We start from the raw sequence: 20,307 nt of genomic DNA, 5'->3' as shown, positions 1-20,307 counted from the left end.
CATTTTAAGATAATTCTATATATTTATCAGATAATCGTTTTATTCTCTTACTAATTCTTTAAAACTATAACAAAAAGAAAATACCATGACATTTAAGGCATAAAAAAACGAGGCCTTTGCCCCGTTTTTATTTTTTAAACTCCGACCTTTTTCGGATCGGTATTGCCCAGCTGCGGATGCTCAATCGCATCCTTACATTGCTGTTTATCACGTTCGTAATCGGCCTGTTTCTGGGCCACTGAGCTAGATTGATCCATCGTCTCACGCGCCCAGATTTCCAGACTGGTCAGGGCTTTACGGCAGAGCGCATATTTACCTTCAGTCACGGAATCAGTCATTTTGACATTAATGCGCCAATCCGTGCTGAGCTTGCGTGCAGGTTTACGGACCTGTTCTTCCAATACATCCAGTTTTTTGGCATAGACCAGACCATCCACCTGATTAATGAATTTCCAGGCTTCGTTGGCATAAGTGGTGGCATCATTGGTCAGCTTGGGTGCCGGCTTAATTTCAGGTTTTTCAGTATTCTTGCTGTTATTTCCACAAGCCTGTAGCAAAACACTACTGCATAATAAAGAAACAATCAGCATTCCACGCGTCTTCAACATCCTCATATCAGGCTCGCTTAGATAAACAATTCGGCACTATGCTAGTGAATTCGAGTACAATACTCAATCATCATTTGACCTGTTGTTCAACTCTCCCGCAAAGGTGTGTCGTGTCTGAGCACAAAATCCCTCCAGTTCAAGCTGCCGGCTTTTGGCAAGGTGCTAAAGACAGCCAAGCCATTATTTTTACTTATCTTCCTGTTTCATTTGCTTTTGGTGTTTCGGCCAGCCAGTTCGGTTTTAGCTCTTGGGAAGCACTATTTCTATCCTGCTCCATGTATGCCGGTGCCAGCCAGTTTCTGGTCGTGGCTTTACTGGGTAGTGGTACATCCATCTGGATGACTGCCCTCACTGTGATTGCTTTAGATATTCGTCATGTACTTTACGGTCCGGCCCTACAAAACCTGATTCAGGACAAGCTGAATTTAAAGAAAACTGCCGTCTGGGCTTGGGGCCTGACCGATGAAGTGTTTGCCTCGGGAATGATTAAACTCTCGCAACGACGTCAGGAATGGTCAGAATCCTGGATGCTGGGCTTGAGCCTGTTTAGCTGGATGTCCTGGGCTTTAGGTTCATTTTTAGGCGGCCTGTTTGCCGACCAGGTCAGTGCCTTGCCACAGTTTTTACAAGCCGCCTTGGATTTCTTGCTGCCAGCCTTATTCCTCAGCTTCCTGCTCGCTGCCTTTGAAAAGAAGCATACCTTTATTGTCACGGTCTGTTTAATTGTTTCGGCAATTGCCTGCTATTTCATTAATTTGTCAGCAGCCATTTTTATTGGCATCTTATCCGGCATACTGGCAGGTTTATTTAAACATTATGTTTTAAAACAGCATGATGATGCATTGGGAGAAGCCCATGAATCTTGAAATTATTCTGGTCGGGATTATTGTCGGCATTGCCAATTTTGCTTCGCGTTTTGGTCCGTTTTATGTCATTCAAAAAAGTCGGCAAAATTCTCAAAAGCGTGGCTCAGTCTGGATCAGAATAGCTTTAGGCAGTATTGGCATCGCCGCGATCAGTTCCATGCTGGTGGTGGCAACTCTCCCCCCCTTGATGGAAAGCCCCAATAAAAGCTTCGCCATGCTTGTAGGTTTCCTGACCTTAACCGGGCTATATTTTAAGTTTAAGAAGATTGTCCCAGCGACTTTAACCGCCGCCTTGACCTATGGTTTGATTTACACTTATCTGCCCGTTTCCTTCTAAGTGTTTTAAAAGTCTCCTCTTTTTAAAGGGGCGACTTAGCGGGAGTTAAAATTAAGGCTAGAGATCACTTTATAAATAAAATTGTTGGACAATATCATTATTTTATGTGAATCCGGGCTTAATTCACCAATCAGTTCTGCTATGCTAAAAGTCCATAAAATCAAGCATGGATGATTTACATGAGCGTGACTATTGGTACTCCCCTTCAAGCTTCTGCCTTTAAAGTTTTGTTATTAGGTTCAGGAGAGCTAGGTAAAGAAGTGGTGATTTCTCTGCAACGTTTAGGTGTAGAAGTTCATGCAGCAGACCGTTATGACCATGCTCCTGCGATGCAAGTTGCGCATTATGCTTATACCTTGAATATGGCCGATGCCGAAGAACTCAAAAAGCTGATTGAAAAAATTAAACCCAATCTGATTGTGCCCGAAATTGAAGCCATCGCAACTCAGGTTCTGGTTGAAATCGAACAACAAAATATTGCCACCGTGATTCCTTCAGCAAAAGCCGTCAACCTCACTATGAACCGTGAAGGCATTCGCCGTCTGGCAGCAGAAGAACTGGGCTTGCCGACCTCAGCTTACCGTTTTGCCGACTCGATTGAATCATTCCGTGCAGCCTGTGATGACATTGGCTATCCCAACTTTGTTAAACCGGTAATGTCTTCTTCCGGCAAGGGACAATCACGAGTTAAGAACTTTGATGAAGTCGATGCGGCCTGGGAATATGCGCAAACCGGTGGCCGGGTCAATCAGGGTAAAGTGATTGTGGAATCACAAATCGATTTTGACTTTGAAATTACCTTGCTCACAGTTCGTGCCAAAAATGCTGAAACAGGTGAAATCGAAACCCAATACTGCGACGCGATTGGACACCGTCAGGACTCTGGCGATTATGTCGAAAGCTGGCAACCTCAGGCCATGACTCCGGTGGCTTTAGAAGAAGCTAAGCGCATTGCACATAAAGTCACGGCTGCTTTAGGCGGCTGCGGTATTTTCGGCGTGGAACTGTTTGTCAAAGGCGATAAAGTATGGTTTAGTGAAGTATCTCCACGTCCGCATGACACAGGGCTTGTTACCCTTGCATCGCAATTCCAGAGCGAATTTGAATTACATGCACGTGCCATTTTAGGTCTGCCGGTAAATACATCTCGTCATAGTGTTGCAGCCAGTGCCGTCATTTATGCAGGCGTTGATGATCGCAATTTGTCTTTTTCTGGCTTAAATCTTGCTTTAGCCAACCCAAACACCGATTTACGCCTTTTTGGTAAACCCGAAGGTTTTAAACGTCGTCGTATGGGGGTCGCAACTGCACGTGCTGAAACAACAGATCAGGCACGTAAACTTGCACTAGAGACTGCGTCTCAAGTCAGTGTTCAACAAAACTAAACTTGTAACCTTATTAACGGACCACTGTTCATGATCAATACTTCTCCACTGCTGAATTACGTTAAAAGTAACCATGACATTCAGGCGATCAATCAATGGCGCACCGATGTTGAAAATCAGCTTCAGGAAAGTTTTGAAAATGGACAGTCAATCCGGGAAATTATCTTGGCCCGCTCCCATTTGATTGATGAAGCCCTTGAGTTTCTCTGGAGACATGCTGAACTTGACCAGACCGATCTGGGCCTGTTTGCAGTGGGTGGTTATGGTCGTCGGGAAATGTTGCCTTATTCCGATGTCGATATCATGATTTTATCGGAAGATGATATTACTGCCGAGCAGGAAAAACTGATTTCTACTTTTATCTCCTCGCTTTGGGATGTCGGTAATTTCAAACCCGGTATTAGTGTACGGACCATTTACGAATGTGTGGAACAGGCCACCAATGATTTGACCGTCGCGACTGCGCTGATTGAATCGCGTTTAATTAGTGGTAACCGGCATTTGGCCAAATGGCCACGCCGTATTGTTTCACAAACCTGGACCGACAAAACCTTTTTTGATGCCAAAATGGATGAGCAGGCAAAGCGCTATGCTCAGCATAACAATACCGAAAGCAACCTGGAACCGGACATTAAAAATGCGCCGGGAGGCATCCGCGATATCAACCAGATTGGCTGGATTGCCAAACGTCACTTCCGGGTCAATCGTATTTATGACCTAGTGCATTTAGGCTTTATTTCAGAGTTCGAACTGGGTGTGCTAGAAGAAGCTGAAAGCTTTTTATGGGAAATCCGTCATCATCTGCACCGCCTCACCAAACGCGATGAAAACCGCTTATTGTTCGATTATCAGCGTGATATTGCAGCCCTGTTTGGCTATACACGTGAAGAAGATAAATCGCCGAATTATCCGATTGAACAATTCATGAAGCGTTATTATCGTAGCGCACAGCAGGTATCCACCTTAAATGAAATGCTGCTGGCTTACTTTAATGAATCTGTGATTACCCCACGTTTGCCCAACTACGAACGTAAAATTGAAGAAATTAACGAAAATTTCAAACTGGTCGATGGCAAACTGGCGGTACAGCATCATAAAATTTTCTCGGAACGTCCCAGTGCAATCCTGGAAATCTTCTATTTATTGGCAAATCGCCCTGAAATTGAAGGCATCCGTGCCCGCACTTTACGTCTGCTCACCCTTGCAGCCAAACGCATCAATCAAGATTATCGCGATAACCCAGAACACCAAGCCCTGTTTATGGCGATCATCCGTTCACCGCATCGCCTGTATGATACGCTGGTGGCGATGAAACGTTATGGCGTGCTCGGCAATTATATTCCAGCCTTTGGGCAAATTATGGGACTGATGCAATATGACCTGTTCCACATCTATACCGTAGATGCCCATACCCTGTTATTGCTGCGTAATTTAAACCGCTTTAAAGAACCTGAATTTGCCAAAGATTTCCCGGTGGTCAGTTCAGTGTTCCAACGTCTTCGCCGTCGCGACATTGTTTATCTGGCAGCCTTGTTCCATGACATCGCCAAAGGCCGTGGCGGTGACCATAGTGAACTGGGTGCAGAAGATGCGATTGCATTCTGCCGGAAACATGGCTTTACCGAACGTGAATGCAATCTGGTGGCCTGGCTGATTCAAAGTCATTTACTGATGTCCATGACTGCACAGAAAAAAGATATTTCCGATCCGGATGTAGTTCAAGATTTTGCTGAAAAACTCGGTGATATGGAGCATCTGGATTATCTGTATACCTTAACTGTTGCAGATATTAACGCGACCAACCCCAAACTCTGGAATACCTGGCGTGCTTCCTTAATGCGTCAACTTTATACCCATGCACGTGATGTGATTCGTACCGGTCTTGGACATCCGGTGGATTATCAAATGCTGATTGAAGACACCAAATTTGCTGCCAGTGAATTATTGGTCAATGACTTCTCTCTGGCCGATGTGGAAAAAGTCTGGCAAGAACTGGGCGATGAATATTTTATTAAAGAGTCAGCCGATGAAATTGCCTGGCATACCCGTGCCATCTTGCAGCATGGCAACAACACTGAACCTCTGGTCTTGATGCGTGCCCATCGCCAGTCGGCACAAGATGCGGTACAGATCTTTATTTACACTCAGGATCAACCGAATCTATTCGCCACCACTGTCGCCATTCTGGACCGGATGAATCTCGATGTTCAGGATGCACGGATTATCACCGCCTCAACGGCCTTTAGTCTGGATACCTATGTGGTGCTGGACCGTTTTGGCACCTTGCTGACCGACCCGGAACGTGAACAGACGGTCATTGAGGCATTGGTCAAGGCTTTGAGCGAGTCAGATAAATATCCGGGCTTAATGCAGCGTCGTATTCCACGCCAGTTACGCCATTTTGATATTGAAAATACCGTGGATATCACCCTGAATGCCGCTTTACAGCAAAACATGGTTGAAATTGCAACGCTCGACCATCCGGGTTTACTTGCTAAAGTAGGTGGTTTATTTATGATGCAGGGTTTAGATATTCATTCTGCTAGAATTGCTACCTTGGGTGAGCGTGCAGAAGATATTTTCTTTGTCACCAAAAAAGATGGTAAGCCAATGACTGATTCAGAAGCTGAAATTTTTGCTGCCCAATTGAAGTCAGCTCTGGATGAAGCCTCAAGTCTAGTCTCTGGTCACCACTAACTTAAATTTACGCGGTATCGATTTCATGAACTCAAGTTTGTCATTATTGCATCCTTATCCTTTTGAAAAGTTAAATAAGCTTTTTCAGGATATCCAAACTGCAAATTTACCCCTTATTGCCTTATCAATTGGTGAGCCGAAGCATCCGGCACCCGAGTTTGTAAAACAGGCCATTATTGACAACTTCCAGCATTTATCGACTTACCCGAACAGCAAGGGCTTACCTGAATTACGTCAAAGCATTGCCAACTGGCTCACACGTCGCTTCAAGCTGAATAGCATTAGCGCTGAAAACCATGTTTTACCTGTATCTGGAACACGTGAAGCAATCTTTTCTTTTGTTCAGGCTTTGGTCAACCGTGAAGATGCGCCTTATGTGGTGATGCCGAATCCATTCTATCAAATTTATGAAGGCGCAACTTTACTTGCCGGTGCCAAACCTTACTTCATTAATTGCACAGAAGAAAACAATTATCTGGGTGATTTTGATGCAGTTCCCGCAGAAGTGTGGGAAAAAACGGCATTATTGTTTGTTTGTACACCCGGCAATCCCACAGGAGCTGTATTGTCCAAAGAGCAATTTAAAAAACTAATTGCCCTTTCAGACCAATATAACTTTGTCATTGCCTCAGATGAATGCTATTCGGAACTGTGGTTTGATCAAGCCCCTGTCGGTTTACTGGAAGTCTGTGCCGAAATCGGCCGTGATGATTACAAAAACTGTGTCGTGTTCCATTCCCTTTCAAAGCGTTCAAACCTGCCGGGTATGCGTTCAGGTTTCGTAGCAGGTGATGCAACTTTACTGAAACCATATTTGCAATACCGTACCTATCACGGCGCTGCCATGCCGGTTCAGCACCAGCTGGCGTCAATCGCGGCATGGGATGATGAAGCACATGTGGAAGAAAACCGTAAGTTGTACCGTGCCAAATTTGAATTATTCCAAAATGAGCTGGGTCACTTGTTGCCACTAAAAAAACCGGATGCAGGTTTCTATTACTGGTTAAAAGTAGACAATGATGAAGCTTTTGCCAAAATGCTGATGGAAAAAGCCCATATTAAAGTCCTGCCTGGCCGTTATCTGTCACGTGATACTGAGCAAGGCAATCCGGGTGAAAATCATGTCCGTATGGCATTGGTCGCCGATATCGCACAATGTGAACAGGCCATTCAGCGTCTGAAAGCCATTCTTTAATGAATTAAAGAGACAATAAGATCAAGCATCATCCACTGTTTCACCAGTGGATGATTAGCTTATAGCGTATGGATTAAATAACCTGTTGATTGCATTTGTGAAAATGAAATAGATTTCTAAGCCTGTAAAATAAAATAGGGCGATTCATGAATCGCCCTATTTTATTTATTTTCTATTATTCCAGCTTACTGCGCTAAAGCTGCTTCAATTTCACTTTCCAGCTCTTCAGGTTTAGTGGTGGGTGCGAAACGATTGAGCACCTTGCCATCTTTGCCAATCAAGAATTTTGTAAAATTCCATTTAATGCCATTGCCTAAAATTCCCTTGCTGTTATTGGTCAAATAGCGAAATAAAATGTGGGCTTCAGGCCCTTTTACATCCACTTTGGCAAACATCGGGAAACTCACGCCGTAATTTTTTTGGCAGAATGCACCAATCTGTTCATTGGAACCCGGATCTTGCCCACCAAACTGGTTACAGGGAAATCCCAATACCTCAAATCCCTGATCTTTGTATTTTGCATACAATTTTTCAAGACCAGCAAACTGGGGAGTAAAACCGCATTTACTCGCAGTATTTACAATTAATAAAACTTTGCCTTCATAGTCGGCAAATGATTTATTTTTTCCATCTAACAACTCAGCCTCAAACTGATAAATGTTGGTCATGGATAGGTTTCCTCGTCACTTTTTTCTTGTGTTTTTAATTCTAAAGAAGCTGAATTGACGCAATAGCGCAATCCTGTCGGTTGTGGGCCATCTTCAAAAACATGGCCTAAATGTGCGCCACAATGATGGCAAACAATTTCTGTTCTGACCATACCATGTGTCGAATCCTGATGCTCCTCAATGACCGAACTATTTACAGGGCGATAAAAACTTGGCCAGCCACTACCACTGTCATATTTAGTTTCAGAAGAGAATAATTCTGTCCCACAGCAACGGCAAAGATAAGTCCCTGCCTGCTTGGTATTCCAGTACTTACCGGTAAATGCTGGCTCCGTCCCCTTTTGTCGCGTAATGCGAAACTCGTCTGGTGATAACTCTCTTTGCCATTCTCTTTCTGTTTTATTGAGTTTTCCCATGATGACGTCCCTTTATATCGTGCTATTTAAAATAGGATAATCGTATATTTACGTCATTCAATCTTAAATTTCTAGTCTTTATTCAATAATTTACAAAATCAATATAATGACTCAAAAAGCAAAAAGTAAGCAAATATAAAATCATGGTAAGCAATGCTGAAAATTAAATGCTTTTTTGTAAGCAAATTTAGTGTTAGGCTTAGTCCTACTCTTGCTCAGGATTAAAAAATGTCGCAGAAAAAGAGCGTAATTTTTAAAAATCTTCTGCCTGTGATTAAACAATATCAACAGACAGGTTTTACGCATGAAAAAATTGTTGCTTTACTCAGAGATGAACATCATCTCGATCTGGTAACAACCGAGACATTTAAAAGCTATTTATACCGTTATGCAAAAGTGACCTCCACTCTTTCCGAGAATATAAAAATGCCGAACACTTTCCACACCCCACGCGAAATTAAGAAATCGTCTAAGCTCGAGCACGTGTGCTACGACATTCGCGGGCCAGTGTTGCGAGCGGCCAACGAAATGGAAGAGGCCGGGCATAAAATTATTAAACTAAATATTGGTAACCCCGCCACATTCGGTTTCGAAGCGCCGCAGGAAATTATTAATGATGTCGCTTTAAACCTGCCCAATGCGGTAGGTTATACCGACTCCAAAGGGATTTTCCCTGCCCGTAAAGCCATTTGTCAGTATTACCAGCAAAAAGGCATCCTCAACATGCATGTGAATGACGTGTATATAGGTAATGGTGTGTCTGAACTGATCGTGATGGCCATGCAAGGTCTATTGGATGACGGTGATGAAATGCTGGTTCCAATGCCGGATTATCCATTATGGACAGCTGCTGTAAACCTGTCTGGTGGTACCGCGATTCACTATAAATGTGATGAGGAAAACTTCTGGTATCCAGACATTGCGGATATGGAAAGTAAAATCACCCCAAATACCCGCGGTATTGTGATTATCAATCCAAACAACCCGACCGGTGCGGTCTACCCTCGTCATGTATTGCAACAAATTGTTGATCTGGCAAAAAAATATGACCTGATTTTGTTTGCTGACGAAATTTACGACAAAATTATTTATGACGGCATTGAACATGTCTCTGTAGCTGCGCTTGCGGGTGATCAACTTTGTATCTCATTTAATGGTTTGTCTAAAGCCTATCGTATTGCCGGCTTCCGTTCAGGCTGGATGGCCATTACCGGTGATAAATCACGTGCAATGGACTACATTGAAGGCTTGGACATGCTCGCGTCTATGCGTCTATGTGCCAACCATCAAGCGCAATATGCCATTCAAACGGCTTTAGGTGGTTATCAGTCGATTAATGACCTGATTCGTCCGGGTGGCCGTTTATATGAGCAACGCAATATTGCCTGGGAAATGTTAAATGAGATTCCGGGTGTCTCTTGCGTGAAACCAGAAGGTGCCATGTACTGCTTCCCTAAACTGGATCCGGAAGTTTACCCAATTGAGGATGATGAAAAACTCATGCTCGACTTATTGCGTGCAGAAAAAGTATTACTGGTGCAAGGAACCGGTTTTAACTGGCCGACTCCAGACCATTTCCGCGTGGTATTCTTGCCGGCCGAAAATGAATTACGTGAAGCGATTACCCGTTTAGGTCGCTTCCTGTCAAAAATGCGCTAATTTCCTGATTTCTGAAATCGCAAAAAAACCGCGTTTGATCACGCGGTTTTTTTTGTGCCTGCTGTTAGCCAGTGCTAGTCTTTGAGCGGATTGCCAAACTGTTTTAAATATTCAGCACCTAATTCTCTAGAACCCTGATTATTAATATGATTGCTGTCTTTATTCCGATATAAAGGCACATGATTAATCATAATTTTACACGCCTGCTGATTACAGATGACCTTAGTGGGGTCAATGATTTTCAGGTCAGGGTATTGCTGTTTTGCCTCTGCAACAATTCGGTTAAATTGTAGTAACTGTGCCTCATAATTCTTTCTGGACACAGCACATGGTGCATGGGTATGTAAAATTTCATTGCGAAGGTTACAGTCTGCCGGCACCCCATCTTGATCTAAGCGCGGTACATCATTCAGCAGAATGACCTGATCACTGGACTGATAGGAAATCTTCAAGGCTTTCATAAAACCGATTTTAAATATCTCTGCATTGGAATGATGTATACCATCTTCCAGCTTCACTTCACCATCAAAATATGGCACATAAGAACCGGCTAAAATAATGGTGCGGTAATGTGTTTTTGCAAGATGGGCAGTAATCGCATCATTTCTTAATTTAAATTCGCTCAGCTCTTCCCAGCGATTAAAATTAGACTCAAAACGCCGTACTCCGGGTAAATAGAAAGTTGAACTTTGTGTGACATCATAACCGCGTAAATTGGCATCTTTGGCCCAGACATCCAGCATTGCGCTATAAGCGTTGGCATGAGAATCGCCGATCAACAAAAAATCGATAGCCGCTTTCGGCTTGCCCAATACACAGTCATCCTGATAAGGTAAAGCTTTCGGGTCCTCAATATCCATACATTTATTTCGGATGATATGCGCAAATGAGTTGAGTGCTTCCTGTTTAAGATAAACAGAATGTGGAAACCGGTCTGGAAATCCCTGATTTATATTGACGGACTTAGCAATGGCGATAAAACTCAGGGCTGGCAGCAGAAAACCAATGATGATCACCTTGTAATTCGCCGCCATAACAAAACGTTTGCTGGGTTTTTCTATGAGCTGATAGGTTAAAAATGCCAACAGGATGGACAATAATACAATCACTACCTGATTTTCGACATTTAATGGCTGCATATAAATGCCGAATAACACGATAATCGGCCAGTGCCATAAATACAAAGGATAAGAAATTCTTCCGACCCAGGTACTTAAACGATTGCTCAGTAACACATTACTTGAGGGTGAACATTGCCCGAGATAAATGATAAATGCAGTTGCCAAACATGGGATCAGAGCCATTGCGCCAGGAAAAGGCGTCTGTTGGTTAAAATATACTGCTGTGGCAAACAACGTGATTAAGCTACCCCAAACCAGACTTTGTCGTAATTTTTCCGGAATTTTGAGCTGAGGCAGAAAACCAATTAATGCGCCAATCAACAACTCAAAGGCACGTACCGGCATACTGTAATAGGCCTTCTCTGCATTTTGCGTTAACGTGTGCTGGGCATAAAACAGTAAGGTCACGATTAATGTCGTGATGATGGCCCAGGTATATTTACGCGACACCTTTCCAACAAACAGCAACAACAATAACGGCCAGAAAATATAAAACTGCTCTTCTACCCCAAGCGACCATAAATGCAATAAAGGAATACCTTCGGCATCTTGGCTGAAGTAATCTCCCACCTCATTGCGCATATAGATATTCGCCATGAGCAGAGTGGCATACATCACACTGTCAAAATATTGCGTCAGATCCCCAGGTAGCATCACCTGCCAGGCAATAATACTGACAACGCTGAGTACGGTAAAATAAGCAGGTGCCAGGCGTACCACACGTTTCTTGTAAAACCGTGCAATAGAAAACCGTTTGCACTGAATATCGTGGGTTAAAATGAGGGTAATTAAATAACCTGAAATGACAAAAAAGATATCCACACCAATATATCCTCCTGAAAAGAAAGATAATCCGACATGGTTAAAAATCACCAATAAAACGGCGATTGCCCTTAAGCCATCGATATCAGCACGATAGGAGAAATTCATCATTTCACAAAGTATAATAAAGAAGCAAAATTGTATGCCTTTATTCAGAAAACTCAATTTACAAAATAAAAGATTTATATTTTGGCCAATTTTATAGAACTACTCTTAAAGATTACTTAATCACGTATGCATGCATGTTTTTATAGTGTTTATTTGTTCTGATCCTGTTTATTGTTGGGTACACATGCTATTTATATGATGAATGAATAATAAATACTGTGAGTACATGGATGTCCTCAACCAATATCAAGCTTAGTCTTTTTTTATGCCTCAGTATGTGCTTGGGGATTGGTATTTTACGTTTCTCCTATACCGCCTTGTTACCCAGCACGCGTGAAGCGTTTGATTGGTCAACAGGTTTTGCCAGTCTTTTAGGCAGTGCCAATTTACTCGGTTATCTGATGGGGGCTTTTGCAGCCATGCGACTACCTCAAAACAAAAGCATGACCCTATATATTCAGATGGCTGCAATTGCCGGAATGTTCAGTTTAATGTGCTGTGCATTTTCCGGTTTTCCGCAAGCCTGGTATATTTTTTGGCGTGTGATTTCGGGAATCAGTGGCGGCCTGCTGATGATTTTATCCCCGAGTGTAGTGGCACAATGCTGTGAGATTCAGGACCGTTTTAAAATCAATTTTATTGGTTTTAGCGGAATTGGTCTGGGGGTTTTATTGGCGACCCTGTTCCTGCCTTATCTGGACCAGATTTCCATACAGACCGCCTGGCTGATTTTATGTGGCTTCGCGCTGATTATTTGTGCCTGCTTAAGTGTTTTACTGCAACAATTTAAGCATCATCTGTCTGCACAAACAGTGCCGGCTCAATCTAAAACTCCACTCAACACAATCTTTTATAGCTTGCTGGTTGTGTATGCCTGCAGTGCATTTGCCTATATTCCACATTCATTATTCTGGATTGACTACCTGAGCCATGAACTGGGGCTGAACCTATTCTGGATCAATTTTAACTGGATTCTGTATGGCTTAGGCAGTGCTTTGGGGGCTTTTACTGCCTATTCACTGGCAAGAAAATTTGGCAATTTTTTCGCCCTGAGAATTCTTTACAGTCTGTATATAGTGGCCATTTTTATTGCAACCTTAAACACCAGTCCAGTGCTGACTTTTGCCTCTTCCTTTTTTACCGGCATGCTCAATCCGGCAGTGGTGTTTTTAACCTCCTATACCATTCTGCAACTCTATGGTCTGGCGTATAAAAAGCTCTGGAGTATTGCCACACTATGCTTTGCATCTGTGCAGCTGATTGGCGGATTAAGTTTTAGCACTCTGCAACATTTTGGCGTGACTTATCATCAACAGTTTGTCTTGGCTGCGATAGTTTTATTATTGGGAACATTACAACTGGTCTGGCATACTCGTACAGCTAAATTCAAAACCAGTAAGCCAGCATAACCTGTTTCGATTCAGGCAGATGGCATAACGTATGCCTGCTGCACCACCAGATACCAAGACTGACCTCCCAAAATGAGCATAACGGTCGCAATAAGACGCATACTGACTATCTTGCTCACGTTTGTTCGATGCTAGAACATACCGCTTAACTATTCATGCTATTGTGCAGATTGCATGATAAATTTCGCTCCTGATCTATAAAACATCGTGTGCCATAACCATAAAAAAACCTGCGATATGCGCAGGTTTTTTTCATACAGATTCAGGTCAAATGACTTATTCCATATTGTTGATGACCGCTTGACCAAATTCCGAACAACGTAGCAAAGTCGCGTCCGGCATTAAGCGCTCAAAATCATAGGTCACAGTTTTATTGGCAATTGCACCAGAAATACCCTTGATGATCAAGTCAGCCGCTTCAGTCCAGCCCATGTCACGCAGCATCATTTCAGCAGAAAGAATAATTGAACCCGGATTGACTTTGTCCTGACCGGCATATTTAGGGGCAGTCCCGTGAGTCGCCTCATACATCTGGATGGCTCCGCCGATGTTGGCACCCGGCGCAATCCCGATACCGCCCACTTCGGCAGCAAGCGCGTCAGAAATATAGTCACCGTTTAGATTCAGCGTAGCAATCACCGAGTAATCGGCAGGACGCATCAGGATTTGTTGCAGGAAGGCATCCGCAATCACATCTTTAATAATAATGTCTTTACCAGTTTTAGGGTTGCTGATTTTAACCCATGGCCCACCATCCAGAAGTTCGCCACCAAAACGCTCAAGCGCAACTTCATAGCCCCATTCCTTGAATGCACCTTCGGTGTACTTCATGATGTTGCCTTTGTGGACCAGCGTCACGCTTGGCTTGTCATTATCAATCGCAAACTGGATCGCTTTACGAACCAGACGCTGAGTCCCTTCTTTAGATACCGGTTTAATCCCGATCCCGCAATTCTCTTCAAAACGGATTTTAGTCACACCCATTTCTTCTTTCAGGAATCGAATGATTTTTTTGGCTTCTGGTGAATCTGCTTTCCATTCAATACCTGCATAGATATCTTCAGAGTTTTCACGGAAAATCACCATATCTGTCAGTTCAGGATGTTGAACTGGAGAAGGTACACCTTCAAACCAGCGCACTGGACGTACACATACATACAGGTCTAATTCCTGACGTAATGCAACGTTTAGAGAACGGATACCGCCGCCAACCGGGGTTGTTAACGGGCCTTTAATAGAAACAACAAATTCACGAAGAGCTTCAAAGGTTTCTTCCGGCATGTAAGTGCCGTAGATTTTGTCTGCTTTTTCGCCGCAGTATACTTCCATCCACTCGATCGAACGTTTACCAGCGTAAGCTTTTAGAACCGCAGCATCAACCACTGCTTTCATGGCCGGTGTAATATCTACACCAATACCGTCACCTTCAATAAAAGGAATAATAGGATTGTTTGGAACATTGAGTGACAAGTCTGCATTTACGGTAATTTTGCTACCATCCGCAGGAACAACGATCTTCTGATAACCCATTGTCTAGGTTCTCCCTTTGTATCTAGCGATATCTAAAAATAATTGCCGATTAGGCAATACTTTCGTCCTTTCTTAACGCATAATAGTTTAATTGAATTCCATTGTGTTTAAGATTTATACGGGAAATAACAACATTTCCCCATTGAATAAAACTTAACCTTTTTAGTCTTATGTAATTAAAGAAGTTATTTGCTATGAAAATCGTCATTCTCAATAAACCTTATGACGTCCTCTCCCAATTCCGTAAAGACGAAGCACACATGACCATGGCTGACTTCGTAGACGATCCGACTTTGCGTTTGGCGGGTCGCTTAGATATGGACTCTGAAGGTTTAGTTTTTTTAACCGACCACGGCGGTTTAAACCAATTTATTACCAACCCGGCCAACAAGAAGTTTAAAACCTATCTGGTACAGGTTGAAGGTGATGTCACTGAAGAAGCGCTTGAACAGCTGCGTAAAGGGGTTGAACTGAAAGATGGTATAACCCTTCCGGGCAAAGCCATTAAAGTGCAACAGCCAGAATGGTTATGGGACCGTGATCCACCGGTTCGTTTCCGTGCATCTGTGCCCACCTCTTGGATTGAAATTTCAATCTGTGAAGGTCGTAACCGCCAAGTTCGCCGTATGACTGCTGCGGTAGGTTTTCCAACTTTACGTTTGATTCGTACGAAAATTGGTTCTATTGATCTTGTTCAATTGGGTTTACAACCAGGTGAAACTAAAGAAATCGAGCCTTTGTTATACCCGGACTTTAAAGATGTACCTGCGGAAGAACCCTACCGTTCACGTTCTTATGTGAAAAAACCAGGTGGTACAGGCGGTAAGCCAATGGTTCGCAAGAACAAAGATGGTTCCGTGAAGAAGTCATCTGGTACGAAACGTATCTGGCAAATGGATGAAAGCGAGAAACCGCGTCGTAAGACCAATGGTACAACGCGTCCGAATACCAAAGCACCGCGTGGTCGTGGGCGTGGTCGCGGTTAATTTTTAGTATTCAAATTAAAGCCTACATAAGTGGGCTTTTTTCTTTAATAAGTATTATAGATTTAACTTGTCATATGCTTCATCAACTTGGCTCAATGTATAGTACGTCTTGATCTGATGCCAATTATTTTCTTCCTTGAAAAATCCTGCAAAATAACTGGTTCTTCTCTTTTTATTGATTTTTCTTTAGATAAATAAAAAACCGACGCCTAAGCATCGGTTTTACATAAAGTTTAAAGAGTATACAAATTAAGCCTTTAACCACTTCTCAGCTTTGGCCTGATCTTCAACTTTCAGCTCAACCTCACTCAGTTCAGAACCACCCGCCTGAACTTCAAAAGTCATTAACTCATCACGGCGGAAAGCATGAACAGTATACATTCCCTCTTGTTTTGCATACTTCTCAACAAGTTTAGTCGTCGCTTTCAAACTATCAATCGCGATAACAACATCTTGCGCAGAAAGACCTGCTTTCGCCCCGGCACCCTCTCGACGTGCTTGTTGAATCACCACACCTTCAGGTTTATCGGCAAGCTTTAAGCCAAATGGCAAAGACTTGTCATTTTTAACGTCAAAACTTAAACCAAATTCGGGAAGCAACTGATCTAACGGCAATTCATCGGTGGTATTGATCAAATGATTGATCTGTTCAAGCCAGTTATCACCGGTCAACTCATTACACAATTCGAAGATGGTACGCTCATTAACTTGAACACCATTTTGCGCATTTTTGTACAATTTACGCATTAAGGCATCCAGGCTTGAACCGCGTAAACGCAAGCCCAAATCCAGACACAGCGCCACTAAACAACCCTTGTTGTAGTAGCTGGTGCCGGCGTTATTGGAGTTTTCATCCTGACGGTAGAATTTTACCCAGGCATCAAAACTTGAATCTGCAACGGTTTGAATCGCACGTCCCGGGTTTTGTAAATAACGGTCAATCTGTGTCTTTAATAATTTCAGATAGGATTCTTGAGAAATCACCCCACTACGCATCAAAATCAGGTCGTCATAATAAGAAGTGAAACCTTCAAAAATCCACAATAATGAAGTGTAGCCTTCTTTGTTTAAATCATAATTGACGAAATTTTCAGGACGAATAAATTTTACCAACCAGGAATGGAAATATTCATGACTGCATAGGCCCAGAAAACGCTGATAATCCGCTGATGGTTCAGCAGGTTCATCTGCTTTAGGCAAGTCATCACGCGGGGTAATAAGACTGGTACTGTTCGGATGCTCCAAGCCCCCATAGCTATTGCCTGTCGCCATGGTCATAAAGGTATAGTCGCTAAATGGTGCGGAACCGAACATTGATATTTCAGTGGCACAGATTTTTTCAATGTCTTGCTGCATGCGCGCAGCATTCATGGCATGTTTGCCAGACACCACAAATTCATGTGCAATACCATTGGCTTCAAAGCTAAAGCGCGTTTGCTCTGCCAGCTCAAAGGGTGAATCAATCAACTGGGCATAGTTATCCGCCTTTAAGGTATAGCGACCTTTAACCAGACTTTTAGCCATTAAACCGGTTGCCAGCTGGAAATGTTTCAATTCATCCGGAAGGAACACTTCAACTTCAACTGCTTTATCTTCCTGCCCTTGTAGTCCCAGGCATGCACAGGCCGGATTCACATAGAGACGGGTTTGGTCCACATAGGCACCACGTACAGACAAGTCATAGGCATAGACATCATATTCCACCGTAATCAGTTCATGATCAGTATTAAACAGGCGCCATTTATTCTTCTCAAATTTCTGAATTTGTAAAATGCGCCCATCTTCATCATAAGCACGAACGGACTCAATATGCTTTGAAAATTCGCGAATCAGATAGCTACCCGGAATCCAGGTCGGTAGAGAAAGGACCTGAGTCGGATCTGCCAAAAAGCGAAGTGTCACGTGAATAAGATGCTGACGATAATCGTCAAATTCGATTTGATAATGCAACATAATGGGCAATATAAAATATAAAAAAGTTAACTTAACAATTAGCTTAGCATTTTTTGTCCGGCAATGCTGAACTGTCGCAATTGTCTGCAATTCCGACTAGCCATTCTTAAAAAAAAGGCATAGCATTCCTCATATTTTTTGCATTTCTACCACCAATGGATTGGTAAATAAGGAAGATCATTGAAAGCTGTCATCTACCTCCTCGCATCCTTAAGTTTATTGTGTTCCACGATAGTCAATGCTGCATTACTCAACCTTGTTCCTGAAAGCGTTGAAGCCCAGGCATGGACCATTCTTGATACCCAATCAGGTCAGGTCATTGCAGAGCATAATAGCCATGAGCAACGTGCACCGGCATCCATGACCAAAATGATGGTTGCGTATATTGCATTGAAAGAAATTGAAGCTGGCCGTTTAAAAAAGGATGAAATCATCACGGCGACACCAGTAGTAAAAATGGTGCAGTGGGATGAGTCGCAGATGTATCTTAAACAAGGTGATCAGATTACTGTAGATCAGCTTCTGGCAGGTTTGATCGTGATGTCAGCCAATGATGCAGCGGTGACCTTGGCAGAACGCATTTCAGGTACTGTACCAGCTTTCATCCAACGCATGAATAAAGAAGCCAAAGCCTTAGGAATGAAGGATACGCATTTTGCCAATGCACCAGGCGTGACCATGCCGGACCATTACTCATCTGCTCATGACATGGCCCTGCTGGGTCAAGCACTGACCGTTCAGACGCCTGAATATCTGCATTATTCGGTCATGCCAAGTTTCAGCTATAACCAGCGTTTTCACCGCGCAACCAATCTGGCACTCAAATTTGACCCAAGTGTAGATGGTTTAAAAACAGGTTTCACCAAGGCGGCAGGTTATAACCTGGCATTGACTGCACATCGCCCTACTGGTAGTCCTGCACTGCCTGAACGTCGTCTGATTGTGGTGGTGATGGGTACAAAAAATGCATTAAAACGTGCGGAAGTTGCCCACATCCTGATGGATATGGCCTATACCTATACCCGTAATGAGGTGGCGATTAAAGATAAACAGCTGATTGCTGAATTGCCTGTGGTGAAATCTACTTTAAAAATGTTTAAACTGGAAACCAGCAAACCGCAAATTGTGACCATGTCTTTATATGATCAGCCTTATGCGATTGATCTGCAAACTTATGATACGGTCAATCAGCGTGTTATGCTGAATACAGGCAATGGTACGATTCAAGCTATTGAGCCCTTACAAGAAACCAAGACACACTTGAATGTTGAAATCACGGAAAAATACCTGACAGCACCTTTAGCCAAAGTCATGCAACTGGCCACCGTGCAGGTTTATCAAAATAACCAGTTGATTCACACCATTGCCATTGAAAATGATGTACAAATTGAAGAAGCCAATTTTTTCCAGAAAATTGCCCTCTGGTTTAAACAGCTTTTTAGTTTTTTCTCAAACGATGACATTCGGGTCAAAATTTATCCTCTACGCTAAAGGATGAATAGTAAGGATGAATAGTTTTGACTTGAGTCAGATGACAGAACAATCCTATTCATAAAATAATCATTTGGATAAAAGTAATAAAAAGAAGATGGTAGGTATATATCATCTTCTTTTTACTGACCAATCATGACTCGTAAATGCCTGACACCCCAAACTCAAATTCCTTTCCAGTCCCAGTATAGTATGCTCAAATTTCCCCCGCAAAGTCTTGCCATGTCGTTAAACCATGATCAAACGACTGGCGTATGAATGGACAAATCAAGAGCTCTGGATTTTGTCACAAGAAAAACAGCTAAAAAAATTAAAATTTCATTGAAATTAAAAAAACCATCCCCACTATTAAAAAAACACCATAAGAGTGGGAAAAATGCAGATTTTTGCTAAATCTAGTCTACAAAACCTACTTTTCACTTTATGATGTACCCTTAAAAAATTGAATGGATCAATAACATGACTGCTATTGCAAATGACCTCGTGGTTTCTTTCCACTACACGTTGACTAACGCAGAGGGCGAAACTCTCGACCAATCACAAGGTGAGCCACTTGCATATTTGCACGGTGCGGGTAACATCATCCCTGGTTTAGAAAACGCTTTGGTAGGCAAAACTGTTGGTGAAAAATTCACTGTAAACGTTCCTGCTGCTGAAGGTTATGGTGAATACAACCCTGACCTCGTACAAGAAGTTCCAGCTCAAATGTTCCAAGGTGTAGAGAACATCCAACCTGGTATGCAATTCCAAGCTCAAACTGATGACGGCGTTCAAATCGTGACTGTTAAAGCGGTTGAAGGCGACAACGTTGTTGTAGACGCTAACTTCCCACTTGCTGGCCAAGATTTAACTTTCGAAGTTGAAATCGTTGAAATTCGTGCAGCTTCTGCTGAAGAATTAGAACACGGTCACGTACACGGTGCAGGTGGTCATCACCACTAAGATCGGTACAGATCATAAAAGGCAAAGTTTTTACTTTGCCTTTTTTATTGCCTTAAATTTTTATACTCCATTCAATCACCTGAGAGAATTTCAGTGAGCCGGGCAACTTTTTAG

Annotated in this window: 16 protein-coding genes; 10 read left to right on the top strand and 6 right to left on the bottom strand. The window is 42.8% G+C overall.

Translation table 11 applies throughout. The features are described 5' to 3' along the window. Nucleotides 1–134 precede the first annotated feature (134 nt). On the bottom strand, nucleotides 135–614 hold the full coding sequence (locus B9T38_RS01215) for a hypothetical protein (protein WP_086195041.1): 480 nt from the start codon (nucleotides 612–614) through the stop codon (nucleotides 135–137). A gap of 104 nt (nucleotides 615–718) precedes the next feature. Here B9T38_RS01215 and B9T38_RS01210 point away from each other — a divergent pair, with 104 nt between their 5' ends. The 5 genes from B9T38_RS01210 to dapC all read left to right on the top strand — a co-directional run bounded on the left by B9T38_RS01210 (nucleotide 719) and on the right by dapC (nucleotide 7,088). Beyond that, a complete protein-coding gene (locus B9T38_RS01210; protein WP_086195040.1) occupies nucleotides 719–1,474 on the top strand; it encodes an AzlC family ABC transporter permease in 756 nt (251 codons plus the stop codon). After that, nucleotides 1,464–1,811 (top strand): L-valine transporter subunit YgaH, encoded by a 348-nt coding sequence (gene ygaH, locus B9T38_RS01205; protein WP_086195039.1) that lies wholly within the window; start codon nucleotides 1,464–1,466, stop codon nucleotides 1,809–1,811. The genes B9T38_RS01210 and ygaH overlap by 11 nt, the downstream gene beginning before the upstream one ends. Nucleotides 1,812–1,981: 170 nt before the next feature. Continuing rightward, complete coding sequence (gene purT / locus B9T38_RS01200) at nucleotides 1,982–3,196, top strand: formate-dependent phosphoribosylglycinamide formyltransferase (RefSeq protein ID WP_171263134.1); 1,215 nt, start codon at nucleotides 1,982–1,984, stop codon at nucleotides 3,194–3,196. Nucleotides 3,197–3,226: 30 nt separating this feature from the next. After that, nucleotides 3,227–5,893: a [protein-PII] uridylyltransferase gene (gene glnD, locus B9T38_RS01195; protein WP_086195037.1), complete on the top strand. Its 2,667-nt coding sequence runs from the start codon at nucleotides 3,227–3,229 to the stop codon at nucleotides 5,891–5,893. Between the two features lie 25 nt (nucleotides 5,894–5,918). Beyond that, nucleotides 5,919–7,088: a succinyldiaminopimelate transaminase gene (gene dapC, locus B9T38_RS01190; RefSeq protein ID WP_086195036.1), complete on the top strand. Its 1,170-nt coding sequence runs from the start codon at nucleotides 5,919–5,921 to the stop codon at nucleotides 7,086–7,088. Nucleotides 7,089–7,273: 185 nt separating this feature from the next. Here dapC and B9T38_RS01185 read toward each other — a convergent pair whose 3' ends face one another. Beyond that, nucleotides 7,274–7,756: a glutathione peroxidase gene (locus tag B9T38_RS01185; protein ID WP_086195035.1), complete on the bottom strand. Its 483-nt coding sequence runs from the start codon at nucleotides 7,754–7,756 to the stop codon at nucleotides 7,274–7,276. Then, nucleotides 7,753–8,172, bottom strand: coding sequence for a peptide-methionine (R)-S-oxide reductase MsrB (gene msrB, locus B9T38_RS01180; RefSeq protein WP_086195034.1), 420 nt, complete (start codon nucleotides 8,170–8,172; stop codon nucleotides 7,753–7,755). Before msrB ends, B9T38_RS01185 begins: the two co-directional genes overlap by 4 nt. A 228-nt stretch (nucleotides 8,173–8,400) precedes the next feature. Here msrB and B9T38_RS01175 point away from each other — a divergent pair, with 228 nt between their 5' ends. After that, entirely contained in the window at nucleotides 8,401–9,831 is a 1,431-nt protein-coding gene (locus B9T38_RS01175) for a pyridoxal phosphate-dependent aminotransferase (RefSeq protein WP_086195033.1), read from the top strand. Nucleotides 9,832–9,905: 74 nt separating this feature from the next. Here B9T38_RS01175 and B9T38_RS01170 read toward each other — a convergent pair whose 3' ends face one another. Beyond that, nucleotides 9,906–11,882 (bottom strand): acyltransferase family protein, encoded by a 1,977-nt coding sequence (locus B9T38_RS01170; RefSeq protein WP_086195032.1) that lies wholly within the window; start codon nucleotides 11,880–11,882, stop codon nucleotides 9,906–9,908. A 230-nt stretch (nucleotides 11,883–12,112) separates the two neighbouring features. Between B9T38_RS01170 and B9T38_RS01165 the strand changes: the two genes are divergently transcribed. Further along, nucleotides 12,113–13,291 carry a YbfB/YjiJ family MFS transporter gene (locus B9T38_RS01165; protein ID WP_086195031.1) on the top strand — a complete coding sequence of 393 codons (1,179 nt, stop codon included), beginning with the start codon at nucleotides 12,113–12,115 and terminating at the stop codon, nucleotides 13,289–13,291. Nucleotides 13,292–13,567: 276 nt separating this feature from the next. Here B9T38_RS01165 and icd read toward each other — a convergent pair whose 3' ends face one another. Then, on the bottom strand, nucleotides 13,568–14,821 hold the full coding sequence (gene icd / locus B9T38_RS01160; protein ID WP_086195030.1) for an NADP-dependent isocitrate dehydrogenase: 1,254 nt from the start codon (nucleotides 14,819–14,821) through the stop codon (nucleotides 13,568–13,570). A 194-nt stretch (nucleotides 14,822–15,015) separates the two neighbouring features. On the opposite strand from icd, the gene B9T38_RS01155 reads away from it, so the two are divergent. Then, nucleotides 15,016–15,807 (top strand): pseudouridine synthase, encoded by a 792-nt coding sequence (locus B9T38_RS01155; RefSeq protein WP_086195029.1) that lies wholly within the window; start codon nucleotides 15,016–15,018, stop codon nucleotides 15,805–15,807. Nucleotides 15,808–16,056: 249 nt separating this feature from the next. On the opposite strand, the gene B9T38_RS01150 is transcribed toward B9T38_RS01155, so the two are convergent. Further along, nucleotides 16,057–17,760 carry a M61 family metallopeptidase gene (locus tag B9T38_RS01150; RefSeq protein WP_086195028.1) on the bottom strand — a complete coding sequence of 568 codons (1,704 nt, stop codon included), beginning with the start codon at nucleotides 17,758–17,760 and terminating at the stop codon, nucleotides 16,057–16,059. A gap of 180 nt (nucleotides 17,761–17,940) precedes the next feature. On the opposite strand from B9T38_RS01150, the gene B9T38_RS01145 reads away from it, so the two are divergent. After that, nucleotides 17,941–19,251, top strand: coding sequence for a D-alanyl-D-alanine carboxypeptidase PBP6B (locus tag B9T38_RS01145; RefSeq protein WP_086195027.1), 1,311 nt, complete (start codon nucleotides 17,941–17,943; stop codon nucleotides 19,249–19,251). Nucleotides 19,252–19,710: 459 nt separating this feature from the next. After that, a complete protein-coding gene (locus B9T38_RS01140; protein ID WP_086195026.1) occupies nucleotides 19,711–20,193 on the top strand; it encodes an FKBP-type peptidyl-prolyl cis-trans isomerase in 483 nt (160 codons plus the stop codon). Nucleotides 20,194–20,307: the final 114 nt, after the last annotated feature.

The sequence above is a fragment of the Acinetobacter sp. ANC 4218 genome (assembly GCF_002135245.1).
GTDB lineage: Bacteria > Pseudomonadota > Gammaproteobacteria > Pseudomonadales > Moraxellaceae > Acinetobacter.
Note: the sequence above shows the minus strand (reverse complement) of the source record. Positions and strands in the feature narration are given on the sequence as shown.